The sequence below is a fragment of the Rossellomorea vietnamensis genome (assembly GCF_001305855.1).
GTDB classification, from domain to species: Bacteria; Bacillota; Bacilli; order Bacillales; family Bacillaceae_B; genus Rossellomorea; species Rossellomorea vietnamensis_A.
In genome coordinates, this window is the sequence record NZ_LIXZ01000001.1 from 531,348 (window position 1) to 543,838 (window position 12,491).

At 44.8% G+C, this 12,491-nt stretch carries 11 protein-coding genes; 5 read left to right on the top strand and 6 right to left on the bottom strand.

The window, feature by feature from the left end:
- Positions 1 to 132: 132 nt before the first annotated feature.
- Entirely contained in the window at positions 133 to 318 is a 186-nt protein-coding gene (locus AM506_RS02625; RefSeq protein ID WP_060670502.1) for a YhzD family protein, read from the top strand.
- A 105-nt stretch (positions 319 to 423) separates the two neighbouring features.
- On the opposite strand, the gene AM506_RS02630 is transcribed toward AM506_RS02625, so the two are convergent.
- The 6 genes from AM506_RS02630 to AM506_RS02655 form a co-directional block, all read right to left on the bottom strand.
- Positions 424 to 1,218 carry an enoyl-CoA hydratase gene (locus AM506_RS02630; RefSeq protein ID WP_060670504.1) on the bottom strand — a complete coding sequence of 265 codons (795 nt, stop codon included), beginning with the start codon at positions 1,216 to 1,218 and terminating at the stop codon, positions 424 to 426.
- Positions 1,219 to 1,319: 101 nt separating this feature from the next.
- Positions 1,320 to 2,933 (bottom strand): long-chain fatty acid--CoA ligase, encoded by a 1,614-nt coding sequence (locus tag AM506_RS02635; RefSeq protein WP_060670506.1) that lies wholly within the window; start codon positions 2,931 to 2,933, stop codon positions 1,320 to 1,322.
- A 190-nt stretch (positions 2,934 to 3,123) separates the two neighbouring features.
- Positions 3,124 to 4,623 (bottom strand): coproporphyrinogen III oxidase, encoded by a 1,500-nt coding sequence (locus AM506_RS02640; RefSeq protein ID WP_060670508.1) that lies wholly within the window; start codon positions 4,621 to 4,623, stop codon positions 3,124 to 3,126.
- 133 nt (positions 4,624 to 4,756) lie between these two features.
- A complete protein-coding gene (locus AM506_RS02645; RefSeq protein ID WP_327205513.1) occupies positions 4,757 to 5,629 on the bottom strand; it encodes an HAD-IIB family hydrolase in 873 nt (290 codons plus the stop codon).
- Between the two features lie 135 nt (positions 5,630 to 5,764).
- Positions 5,765 to 6,118, bottom strand: a complete 354-nt coding sequence (locus AM506_RS02650) for a YlbF family regulator (protein ID WP_060670510.1) — start codon at positions 6,116 to 6,118, stop codon at positions 5,765 to 5,767.
- 74 nt (positions 6,119 to 6,192) lie between these two features.
- Positions 6,193 to 7,332, bottom strand: coding sequence for a DUF445 domain-containing protein (locus AM506_RS02655; RefSeq protein ID WP_060670512.1), 1,140 nt, complete (start codon positions 7,330 to 7,332; stop codon positions 6,193 to 6,195).
- Between the two features lie 129 nt (positions 7,333 to 7,461).
- Here AM506_RS02655 and AM506_RS02660 point away from each other — a divergent pair, with 129 nt between their 5' ends.
- The 4 genes from AM506_RS02660 to AM506_RS02675 are packed head-to-tail and all read left to right on the top strand — an operon-like array spanning position 7,462 to position 12,457.
- Positions 7,462 to 8,787 carry a YheC/YheD family endospore coat-associated protein gene (locus AM506_RS02660; protein WP_060670514.1) on the top strand — a complete coding sequence of 442 codons (1,326 nt, stop codon included), beginning with the start codon at positions 7,462 to 7,464 and terminating at the stop codon, positions 8,785 to 8,787.
- Positions 8,788 to 8,802: 15 nt separating this feature from the next.
- On the top strand, positions 8,803 to 9,894 hold the full coding sequence (locus AM506_RS02665) for a YheC/YheD family endospore coat-associated protein (RefSeq protein ID WP_060670515.1): 1,092 nt from the start codon (positions 8,803 to 8,805) through the stop codon (positions 9,892 to 9,894).
- On the top strand, positions 9,894 to 11,267 hold the full coding sequence (locus AM506_RS02670; RefSeq protein WP_060670517.1) for a YheC/YheD family endospore coat-associated protein: 1,374 nt from the start codon (positions 9,894 to 9,896) through the stop codon (positions 11,265 to 11,267). The genes AM506_RS02665 and AM506_RS02670 overlap by 1 nt, the downstream gene beginning before the upstream one ends.
- Complete coding sequence (locus AM506_RS02675) at positions 11,264 to 12,457, top strand: YheC/YheD family endospore coat-associated protein (protein WP_060670519.1); 1,194 nt, start codon at positions 11,264 to 11,266, stop codon at positions 12,455 to 12,457. Before AM506_RS02670 ends, AM506_RS02675 begins: the two co-directional genes overlap by 4 nt.
- Positions 12,458 to 12,491 lie beyond the last annotated feature (34 nt).

Consider the following 12,491-nt stretch of genomic DNA (forward strand, 5'->3'; position numbering starts at 1 on the left):
TCTACGATTCTATCCATAAAAGGTTTCATTTCCCAGTATTTTTTCATTATCAAACTATTTAGACTTCCCAAAAAAATGATAATATGAAAAAATAAAGAAGAACATCATTTCAAGAAAAAGGGGTATTACATAATGAAAGTATACAAACTGACGGTATTTGAGCGTGACGGAAAAAAGATCCTGGACGAATCATTCGAAGCTTCTTCCGACAGCGAAGCGAAGAAGATGGGAGAAACAATGCTTGAGGAAAAAGGATATTCTGAACATACGCATCGCTGTACGTCCCCGCTTGGGAAACTCTTGCTGTTTCACGTGTAGGATTCCTTCTTGCATTACAGACTTCAATGGCTGTAATGCATTTTTTTATTGCACATTTTTAAAAAGGGAACCAACCCTCTAAGGCTGATTCCCTTTATCGATTCACTATTCACCCTTGAATTCAGGTCTTCTCTTTTCCACGAATGCGCGAATGCCTTCCTGGTGATCGGAGGTTTGGCGCATGAGCCACTGACCTTCCTTCTCAAGATCGAGTGCATGCTGCAATCTTTCTTTGTTCAACTCCACATATACTTCTTTCGTTTTCAGCATTGCTTTCGTCGGCGCACTCAATACCTGTTTCGTGTAGCGTTCTATGCCTTCCTCCAATTTCCCTGAAGGAATGGCTTCATCGACGAGTCCTTTCATTAGGGCTTCCTGTCCTTCAAATACTTTTCCATTCCAGATCAAACGCTTTGCCTTATGCGTCCCCAGGCGTTCCTGGAGAAGGAAATGACTTCCTCCATCCGGGATCAAGGCGATTCCGATAAAGTTCATGGCGAGCTTACTATCTTCTTCACAAAGGATATAATCAGAAGCGAGGGCGAGACTCAGCCCAAGCCCAGCCGCTGCCCCGTGAATGCCTGTCAGGACCACTTTCGGCATGGAATACAAGGTCATCACCAGTTCACTGATCGTATCCATGATCCGTGAAAACTGCTCCTCTCCACTTAATGACAGCATGGACTTAATATCTCCCCCGGAAGAAAATCCCTTACCCTCCCCTGTCAGGATCAATAAAGAAATCGATGGATCATTTTTCACTTCCTTCAAAGCAGCCAGCAACTCTTCCATAAGCCGGGCATCCAATGCGTTCAGGGACTGCGGCCGGTTCAAGTGAACCCTCGCCACCTTCCCATCCTTATGTAATTTTACTGTTTCATATTGATTTGACACTGTCAAAAAAATCCCTCCCCTTTCTACTAGCATAGCGCAGAATGATTATTTAGAAAAGTACAATAATTTTAAATGGAGATCGACATAGAGCCGATCTCCCGTCTCAATTAAGTTTGTTTCATTTTATCCTGCACCTGGTCCCTGAGAGCTCTCTTCAAAAATTTCCCCACAGAGGTTTTCGGGATTTCATCCAGGAACAGAATCTCATCCGGAAGCCACCATTTTGCAAACTGAGGTTTCAGGAAGTCCATGATTTCTTCTTTCGTCACCTTCCCTTTTCCCGATTCCTTTAAGACGACACAGGCAATCGGACGTTCCTGCCACTCCTCATGGGGAACGGCCACCACAGCGGCTTCAAAGATATGCTCATGTGCCATGAGGGCATTTTCAAGATCTACGGAAGAAATCCATTCCCCGCCTGATTTGATCAAATCCTTCGTACGGTCGACGATCTTGATATAGCCCTCTTCATCAATGGTGACGACATCTCCCGTATAAAGCCAGCCATCCCTGAACGCATCCTCGGTGCGATCATCTTCATAATACTCAGAAGCAATCCATGGACCCCTTAAGGCAAGCTCCCCCATTTCAATTCCATCCCATGCCACTTCCCCATCTTTCCCGACGATCTTCATATCTAATCCGGGAACGAGGATCCCCTGCTTCGCTTTCAAGTCGAGCTTCTCTTCGGCAGAAAGGTCGTCATGATAGCTTTTGGATGCAGCGATCACAGCGAGTGGGCTCGTTTCCGTCATTCCATATGCATGCATGAACGGGATGCCGAATTTTTCTTCAAATGTTCTGATCATCCCTTTTGGGGCTGCTGATCCCCCACAAAGAACGGAACGGAGGCTTGAGAGATCATACTCATTTTTCTCCAATTCATTGAGTAATCCAAGCCAAATCGTCGGTACCCCTGCGGAAATGGTCACTTTCTCATCCTGCATGAGCCCGGCAAGGAGGCCAGGGGTGAAATAAGGTCCCGGCAGAACCTGCTTACTACCGAACCAGACAGACGCAAACGGGAGTCCCCAGGCGTTCACATGGAACATAGGTACCACCGGCAAGGCAACGTCCCTTTCACTGACGCCTGTCGTATCAGCCAGTCCCAGTGCCATCGCATGGAGCACGATTCCACGGTGGGAATAGATGACTCCTTTAGGGTTTCCGGTCGTGGCCGACGTGTAACACATTCCCGCAGGGGCATTTTCATCAATGTCGCTGCGAAATTGGAACGATGGATCTCCTTCTTCCAACAATCTTTCATAGTGATACACTGGCTCAAGAGTCGTTTCAGGCAAGTCTCCATCGGTCATGACAATGAAGGCTTTAACCGTCGGGATCTGATCTTTGACCTTTTCAATGAGCGGGACAATGTCCGGGTCGATGAGCAATACTTGATCCCTGGCATGATTGATGATGTAAACGATGTGTTGGGGCGATAAGCGGATATTGATCGTATGTAGTACGGCTCCGCTGCATGGAATCGCAAAGTATGCTTCCAGATGACGATGATGATTCCATGCGAGTGTACCGACTTTGTCCCCTTCTTCGATACCGAGTTTCGAAAGGGAGCTTGCAAGCCGCCGCGTTCTCTCACCCCACTGTTTGTATGTGAAGCGGTTGATACCGGACTCTGTTCGGGATACGATTTCTTTCTTGGGAAAATACTTTTCGGCTCGTTCAATCATTTGTGTCAATAGCAGAGGTGTTTGCATCATATTCGATCTCTCCCCTCAATATAGTAAGCGTTTACAATAAATGTCTGATTTCCTATGTCTATCTTACTAATTCTCCTTTTATGATGATATCTCCTTTAAGAAGGAATGAAATATTCATGAAATGAGCAAGGAAACTGACTTCATAATAAAAAAACACGCCACTCATGTTGTGAAGTGGCGCGTTTCATTTTTATGAAAATAAATCATTCAAAATCTTGATTTTCTTGTCCGTATATTCTTTGAATCCAAGGTTATACGCATTTGGTTCTTTCGGATTGGCAAAATGCGTGATCTTTCCGGTTTTCGGATCGATGAATTTGCTTGCCGCCCCGCATCCGATTCCAATGATGGTTTGGACTTCTTCCATGATCATGATGTTATAGATGCTGTCTTGCCCGGGAAGCGCATATCCTACATTTTCCAGGTTACCGAGAATGTTCTTCTGGCGGTATAGATAGTACGGCTCATAACCGTGCTCCTTCGTCCATTCCTCAGCAAGATTCATCATCTTCCCGATCTCAACCCGATCCGCCACTTTGTACTTGTCCTTGTTCTTCGTCATTTCAGACGCCCGCTTAAAGGATAAGGTGTGAACCGTCAATGATTCCGGCATAAGCTTCTCTGTTTCGTCCAAAGAATGCTGAAGTTCAGGAAGCTCCTCCCCTGGAAGACCGATGATGAGGTCCATATTGATGTTGTTCATTCCCATACCACGGGATAAATGAAACTTATCAATCGTTTCTTCCACTGTATGATGACGTCCGATCGCTTTTAATGTTTCCTGTGTGTACGATTGAGGATTAATGGAGATCCGGTCGATATTCCATTTATTGAGGACCTTTAACTTATCCTCGGAAATCGTATCCGGCCTCCCTGCTTCCACTGTCACTTCCCTTACCTTGTCGACATCCGGGAAAGAACGGTACATCTCTTCATACAGGGCATCCATTTCTTCGGCTGTGATGGATGTTGGTGTACCCCCGCCGTAATAGATGGTCGTAATCTGGATATTGTTTTCCTTCATCCAGCGTCCCATTTCCTGAATTTCATAGTGAAGTCCCGCCAGGAAGGAATCGACCCTCCCCTGTTTACCGAGAATGGCATAGGCAGGAAATGTGCAATAAGCACATTTGGTCGGGCAAAATGGAATACCGATATAAATACTCACTTCATGCTGTAGATCATAGAGATCCGGTACAACGGATAATTGGCGGTCGACGATGTTTTGCATCAGCTCGATCTTTTCATCCGTGATCAGGTATTCTTTTTTTAATTTCTCATGAATCTCTTGTTTGGGCAATCCGAGCTGGGTTTGCTTATGAATGAGTTTCGTGGGACGGATTCCCGTCAATATGCCCCACTTCTGCCTGATCCCCGTCAAATCTTGAAGAACATTTAAATACACATGGGAAACAGCCGTTTTCAACTGTTTGAACCGTTCTTTCTCATTTTCATAAGGCACCCAGCCATGCTCATAGCGTGCCGTGTATGATTGTTCTTGTTCCCTTGAGTCAGTTAATACGGCTTCCGCCTCTATCTTGTCATCTGAAGAAAGTTCTATTTGGACTTGAAGATCGGGCTCAACACAATCACCGAAGTGTATGGCGGACTCTTCAAAGAATAAATTCGCTATCAATCGCAGGGGACGTTCAAAACGCTCATCCTCGATTCCTTTTATCAAAACATTCACGTTCTAATCACCTTTCATAAAACTAATAAGCTTTTATAAGTGTACAGAAAGGGGTGGGAATGGTCAATGGTCCGAAACCTCCCAACAAAATAACACCCCGCATTCCTGTTGGAATGACGGGGTGTTCCTCTAGTTACGATTTTATGATGTTCATTTTTTTCAAGAATGGAATGGGATGTTGTTTACGGAATAACTCAGTGACAAAGTACGGAATCCCTTTTTCAACCTGACTGCGTGTGATCCAGTCCGCCGCTTCCCGCACTTGACGGGGTGCATCCCCCATGGCGACACCGAGGCCCGAGCACTCCATGGAATCAATGTCATCTATCCCGGATCCGACCATCACGATTTGGTGCTTCTTCACTCCGAGACGCTCAGACAGGTACATCAATCCCCTGAGCTTTGAAACACCTCTTGGCACGATATCCACCTTATAGTCAGACGTCGGAATCGCGTCCACTTCTTCATACATTCCTTTTAACGAAGCGACAACGTCCCACACGTCTTCCTTGTTCTCCATCACTACCGAAATTTTCGGTACCGACATTGGATTCTCCAACAGGTGATCACTGACCCGGTCCACAAACTGTTTGCTGTAAAGTAATTTCGATTCTCTTTGCCAGGAGACCCTTGCCATCTCACGTGCCCCGGTACTGGTTTTACCTACGATGGACCGCTTTTCATGGGACAGGTGTATCTGGCATGAAAAGCCTTCAAGGAATTGTGAGATTTCATAGGTTATGTCTTCCGCAATTTTTTTCACATACATCGGTTTTTCAAGCTCTCCTGCAATATAGGCACCGCTGTGTGTCACAATCGGACTTTCAAGCTTCAGGGCTTTGGCTACTTTCTTTGCAGAAGTAAAACTCCGGCTTGTAACCAATGTGACCGGAACCCCTTTATCTTGAACGTACTCAATCGCTTCCTTCGTTTCCTTCGCAATTTTTCCGTTTTCATTTACAATCGTGCCATCAATATTCAAAGCCAGCATTCGATAGATCATCATTGGTGTCCCCCTATATGTTGTCTACTCCCTTTCTTTACTTTTATGAAGGATGGGAGACAAATATGCCAAGGGGGGGAAAAGCCCAACAAAAAAAGACCGACTCCCCATCAGGAAGTCGGTCCCTACTCATCAGTATTATTGTTGCATGGAACCATAAAGTTCTTCAAGCGGCTTCATGATGACTTTGTTTAAGTCATTAATCACCATGCTCATGCGTTGCTCAGCTTCCATAAGCTTCGCAATCTTGTCGTGCTGTTGAACAAGTTGAGCTGTTTTTTGAGCCTGCTCCACTTCTTCCTGTGAAATCTCTTCACCGCTCATTTGTTTTTGTTGAAGCGTCATTTGAATGTTTCTGAAGTTTTCAAACATCTTGTTAGCAGATTCGTCATTGTTTACTTCATCATACATTTTTTTCAGTTGTAGGAATTCATCGCTCTGACGCAATGCACTTTCCAGTTCGTTTGCTTGATCATATAAGTTAATAGCCAAAATACGTACCTCCTAAAATTTCAGTCTCCCTCACTATAACAAACAATGGGGTGGATTTCTAGGAAGGACCCTTATCAGGAGATGAAAAGAGCGATCATTCCCTGAATGATCCCGATCACGCCGCCGAGCAAAGCCCCGAGATAGGTGATCATTTTGAATTCTCGCCGCGAAATGCCGAGGACGAGTTCTTCCAACCTGCCGACAGAGAAGGATTCCACCTGCTCCTGAACGATATGCTGAAGGTGCATCTTCTCCATGAGGTTCGGGATCTTCTTGGATAATAGATCCGTCCCTCTATCCACCCATTTCGGCAGTTGTTTGTCGAAGAAGGAATGCTTGTGCGGTTCGAGCCAAGACCTGAGCGGCTTGGAGAGGTGACCGTCGATGTTGACGAGTTTGACCAGTGACGTCTGGACGGTCTGGATGAGGTCCTCTTCCGGCAATCTGTCGATGAATTCTTCCAGCTTCATTTGTTTCAGCTTCGACCACTCTTGGGTCAAGAGGTTAAAGAGGATCTCCTGTGTGCCTTCATGCTTGATGAACTTGACAATTTCCGGCTGCACTTTATCCGCAACCGACGTGTTACCAAGGAACATGCCAAGCATATTTCCGAGCATGCCGCGTTCTTTCAGGAAATCATCGATCATGATCTTCACTTTCATTTTTCCTTCCGGGCTTGTGAAATATGTTTCAGCCCTGTTTGCAATGAAGTCCACAAGATTCGGAATACTTTCTGAAACCTTTTCCTGCCACTTCTCTGGAAGTGCCTCTTCCAGTTTCAAAGAGGTATAGGACGTCTTTGCATCCTTGATCTTTACTGCGATCCAGTCCTCTAGCCATTCATTGACTCGATCGGAAGAGACGGGGATTTGAAGGGTGTCGAGCCACTCATTCACCGTTCTATCGGATGAGAATACCGGCTGTAATTCTTCAGATAGCCAATGGGTCACATCCTTTTGGAAGTCTTCATTCATCACTTTCTTCTGAAGGCTTTCAGGGGTGATTAAGTGGTCCACCACCATCTTCCCGAGTTGTTCCGCCAGCTCCCCCCGGCGTTTCGGGATCAGTCCGGGTGTAAATGGGACTTTGAATTTTCCGATATAGTATGCCCGATAAGGCCTGAATAACATTTTTATTGCGAGTGAATTGGTGACTCCCCCAATAATGGCCCCAATGATTACCATGAATAATACCAGGATGAAAGCATCTAGCATGAGTGCACCTTCCTTTTCTACTTCTCGTTTGAACATTTTGCCTATGTTTACATAGAATGCTATATCAACATTAGCCCAATAAATTATTATAAAGTCAATCGAACGGGTTATGCAAACGGGGAATGTCGGATGAAGATAAAATGTTCATTTATTTCGCATCAACATAATAAGGAGCATCATCATTTATATATTCCAGGAAAATTGATGGACCGCTTCCCCTTTCAACGGCATATGACGTTGAAATGTGGCAGCTCCCATCTTGACGTAACATGCGTGGAAACAAAAACGGATTCTATACAGATTATGTTGGATACATCGGATTCATTATTCGCATCCATCCCTCCATTGCAAAATATATGGATCTCCATCGACACGAGGAATGCCGTGATCCATATGGGACCTGTTGTGGCTCTCTTACTCAATCAATCTTCGCTTGAGACCATCCATTCCCACTCTTTAAAAGAATATTTTACAGAGTGTCAGGAATGGTTTCAACGAAAAGGTGGATTTTTCTACCTGCTCCCCCTTTCCTCCTTCGTCGGGAATAACGCGGAGGGTGTTTATTATAACGGTAACGATTGGGAAACCGGCCCGCTGCCTGATCCCCATGTCCTGTACAATCGATGTCACTCACGAAAAACAGAGAGGTCACCTTCCTTTCAAAAGGCTCTTGACCGCTCACTGGACCAGGGCATCAAGGTTTTCAATACCGGCTTTTTGTCCAAAGACCAGGTCTACGACGCATTAAAAGACAGTCCCATCCTTTCTCCTCACCTGCCCGAGACCGTAAAGGGACTGCATCCCTTGGAGAAGATGCTTACCTTATATCACGATGTTTTCGTCAAAGGGATAAATGGGAGCAAAGGACGCTACATCATGAGGATCCAAAAAAGAGAAGATGGTTATCACATGCAGCAGAATTCATTTTCTCCTGAGAATCCTCTAACTTTCCCGACCTACCCTGCTCTGTACAAACAACTTAAGGCCTGGTGCAATCGTTCTTACCTGGTTCAGGAGACGATCCCCTTTCTTACAGTCGAAGGACAGCCTTTGGACTTTCGATTTCTTTGTCATCAGAATCGCGATGAAGAATGGGGGCTGGTCTCATCGGTTGCAAGAATTGCTTCTCAAGACCAATTCGTGGCAAATGTCGACCAGGGTGGCCGGATCGAAAAGCCCCTCGTGGTCTTGCAAACGATTTTTTCACCCAGGGAGAGCGCCGCTATCATGAAAGAGATGAAAGAATTATGTATCCATGCTTCAAAGCTTCTTGCCGATAGCCTTGAAGGCCATTTCGCAGAGTTTGGCATCGATATTGGAATTGATAAGTCGGGAAAGCCATGGCTGATCGAGGTCAATTCCAAGCCATCTAAACGAACCTACTTAGAGAACGACAGAATTCGTCCATCGGTTAAAGCCCTTTATGAATTCAGTTTTGCCAAATGGACTAAATAAGGAGGAACAACACAAATGAATCACTCACTGGGCATCATGACCCTTACACCGGATGTGACGAACGAATACTTTCTCGAAATCGCCAAACAGTCTCTTGCCTACCCAATTGATCTTTACCTGTTTTCTCCACAGGGGATATCCCCTTTAAACGAAACCGTGGAAGGTTTTCATTTTGACAGGGTGACGGGGGAATGGGAAAAAGATGCCTTTGAAATCCCTGAGTATATCTATGACAGAACATATTATCAGAAGGATCTGAAGTCCCGGCAGGCGAGGGCCGTCGTTCAATGGTTAAAGAACCAAGAGCATATCCGTTTCCTTGGTTACGGATTACCTAACAAATGGCATCTATATGAAAAGCTGAAAGAGACCTCCCTCGCCCCCTATATCCCTGCAACCTCCTTAGTATCCGATGGAAAACATTTATTAAATCTCCTCATCGAACATAAAGATATAATAATCAAACCTGTCGACGGAGCTCATGGTTTTGCCGTTTATCATCTCGTTGCACATCCACATGAAATTGTCGTTCGCACCACCAAAAAGCAGGGAATCATAGAACAATCTTTTGCAAATGAAGATGTCTTTCTAAAATGGGTTGACCACATACTCAAGCTTAACACGTTCATTTGTCAAAAAAGGCTGCCAAACCTGACGAAAGGAAATGCCCCTTTCGATATGCGCGTTCTCATGAATAAAGATCAGAAGGGAGAATGGAGGAAATTTCAACGTGCGATCCGTAAAGGTGAAGAGAATGGAATCCTGACGAATATCAGCCGCGGTGCTTCCTATCTTTCCTACAGGGAGTGGAAGGATAATCATGACTCGCATGCATGGGATTTTATCGACGAAGAACTCACATCCATTTTGGAAGAAGTCCCTATCCTTCTTGAAAAACATTTTTCCCCTCTTTTTGAAATTGGAGTCGACCTCATTATTGGGGATGATCATTCCCTATGGATCCTGGATCTTAACTCCAAGCCCGGGCATAAGGTGGTGGAGGCATTACATCCCGGGAAATTATCAACATTATATCAGGCACCATTAGATTATTGTGACTTTCTATCCTCACAATCTCTTTCATCCTTAAGGCGAGGTGATTTCTAATGCTTCATGCATATAAAGTCGAATACTTCCAAGATGAAGAAAGCATCCTCTACCTTCCGTCCGGATTCAGAATCGAGGAGGACATCCTTCCACATACTGTGATACTTGGGACCAGAAGACAACCTGCCATCTGCAGGCGTCATCCGAATGGCCGGAATGTATTGGGGATCAGTACAGGTTTAGCGGAAAAGCTGCACCTACCATCAAAAGTCGATTCCCTCTCCCTTTATTGTAAAGATGAATGCTTACACGCAGGGGTACTCATAGGAATATTCACTGCCGGTTTCACAAGTTTCCGATTAAGTCCCATCGGACAACGATCCCACTTTTTCAAGAAGCTGTTATCGGTTCAATCTTCCTTGGGAGTCATCCCATTTGTATTTGGAGAACGGCATATTGATTGGGAAAATGGACTCATCAAAGGATTTTTTCATTTTGGGGAAGGGTGGGAAATCGAAGAAATCCCTTTCCCGAATGTGATTTATGACAGACTTCCGAACAGGCAGAGCGAAAAGCGGAAAACATATCAGGGACTAAAGGAGAGATTGGAAAGAGAGTACGGCATTCCGTGGTATAATCCAGGGTTCTTCAATAAACTCGACCTTTTCGAGAGACTGGAAAATGATCGCACGGTTCAACACTTTCTTCCAGAAACCAGACCATTCCAATCATTTGAGGAAATGGAACGAATGCTTTCCGCCTATTACCATATTTATTTGAAGCCGAAAAACGGAAGTCTCGGGAACGGAATACACAAAATCACGTATAACCGGTCCACAGAAGAGTATTATTGCCGTTTCAGGGACGGAGATCAGAAGAACCGGTTACTTAAGTTTAAATCACTGGAACAGCTGGCCAATACAGTGTTAAAAAACAGGAACCTGGACTCCTTTGTCGTCCAGCAGGGAATCTCCTTACTGAAAGAGAATAATCGCCCTATTGACTTCCGGGTCCATACGAATAAAGACGAAGATGGCAGCTGGCAAGTCAGTGCAATGGCGGGAAAAGTGGCAGGAGCAGGAAGTGTGACGACACATGCGAACAATGGAGGAGAAGTGAAGATCCTTTCAGAACTATTCCCGGAAGCAAGTGAAAGACAGACCATTGAAGAGGCTTTAAAGGATGCGGCTTTATTGCTGTCACATGCCATCGAGGGAAACCTTGAAGGATTCATCGGTGAAATAGGATTCGATTTCGGTGTGGACGATCAACATCGCATTTGGATGTTTGAAGCAAATTCAAAGCCAGGCAGGTCGATATTCTCCCATCCTGACTTAAAAAGGTTTGATTTATTAACAAGGAAACTCGCCTTATCATTTGGAATTTTCCTCACCCACCAAAGCCTGGATCATCCCGAGGAAATGATTCCATGATTATCCTTTACGACCGAATAAAGAAGACCTTTTTTCACAGGGAAGAACCTATTACCACCTATGCATTTGCAAAGGATTCCTTTCTCTTATCCTCTAAAGCTTCCAATCAATGCTATACATTTTCCATCTCCCCCCGAATGAGGAATCGTCCCGCGATTCCCTTAGTCGGCATCGTCTCGAGTAAGGAGGGAAGAAACAAATATAAGGGAAACTTTGAATTATTCCGGTCGATACAACAGGATGTCGAGCAGTCTGGAGGAATCTGTTTCGTCTTTTCCCCGCAGGATGTTCTGGGTGATTCGATCGAGGGAATCATGTATAATCATGATTTACACAAATGGGTAAGATGCCTATTTCCAGTTCCCAACGTAATATACAACCGGGTCCCCTCAAGGCATGCCGAGCAAAATCAATCATACGAAAAGCTTCTTCGTTTCATCAAAAAGCATGGGATTCCTTTCTTCAATCCCCATTTCTTTAACAAATGGGAAATCTACCAGCTGTTATCCAAAAATGATGAACTCAAAGCATACCTGCCAAAGACCGAACTGATTACCGATGAAGCTTCCCTTTCACGCTTTTTGGCCACTCATCAGAAAGTATATGTGAAACACTCCCTCGCTTCACAGGGAAAAGGCATCCGTCTGATAGAAATGGACGACAGAGGCGGAGTCTTATGTAAAAGCATTAAGAAGATAGAGAGGTTCGTATCGATCTCCCGTCTTCATCAAACGTATAACGAATGGTTTCTGGGCAATCAGTGGATCATGCAGGAAGCGGTTCCTTGTAAAACAGTGCACGAACACCGTTTCGACTTTCGCATATTAGTCCTTCACACAGGAGAAGATTTCCGTTTAATCGGTATTGGGGTCCGCATGTCCCAGCGTCAGGAAGTCACAACACATGTACCTGCCGGTGGCAAAATCATTTCCTTGAAGGAAGTAGCAGATGCAGAAACAAAAAAAGAAATTTCGAGGATCGTTCAAATATGCGGGGAAGAATTGGCCAAATCGTTTGGCTATGTAGGGGAGTTTTCCATTGACCTTGCTCCCAGGGAACAAGGGGGATTCGTTTTGTTTGAAATTAATTCAAAGCCGATGTGTTTTGATGAGATTGAGATTGAGACGAAGCGGAGAAAACAGCTTGTCCGTACATTCATGACACTCAGTGCACAAAACAGTGAAGGTTGAATCTTCGTGATTGACACAAGGTTCAACCTTTTTC

Coding starts and splice junctions, on each gene's coding strand:
- AM506_RS02625 (WP_060670502.1), top strand. CDS start 133: ATGAAAGTATACAAACTGACGGTATTTGAGCGTGACGGAAAAAAGATC.
- AM506_RS02635 (WP_060670506.1), bottom strand. CDS start 2,933: ATGATGCAAACACCTCTGCTATTGACACAAATGATTGAACGAGCCGAA.
- AM506_RS02645 (WP_327205513.1), bottom strand. CDS start 5,629: ATGATGATCTATCGAATGCTGGCTTTGAATATTGATGGCACGATTGTA.
- AM506_RS02655 (WP_060670512.1), bottom strand. CDS start 7,332: ATGCTAGATGCTTTCATCCTGGTATTATTCATGGTAATCATTGGGGCC.
- AM506_RS02660 (WP_060670514.1), top strand. CDS start 7,462: ATGAAGATAAAATGTTCATTTATTTCGCATCAACATAATAAGGAGCAT.
- AM506_RS02665 (WP_060670515.1), top strand. CDS start 8,803: ATGAATCACTCACTGGGCATCATGACCCTTACACCGGATGTGACGAAC.
- AM506_RS02670 (WP_060670517.1), top strand. CDS start 9,894: ATGCTTCATGCATATAAAGTCGAATACTTCCAAGATGAAGAAAGCATC.
- AM506_RS02675 (WP_060670519.1), top strand. CDS start 11,264: ATGATTATCCTTTACGACCGAATAAAGAAGACCTTTTTTCACAGGGAA.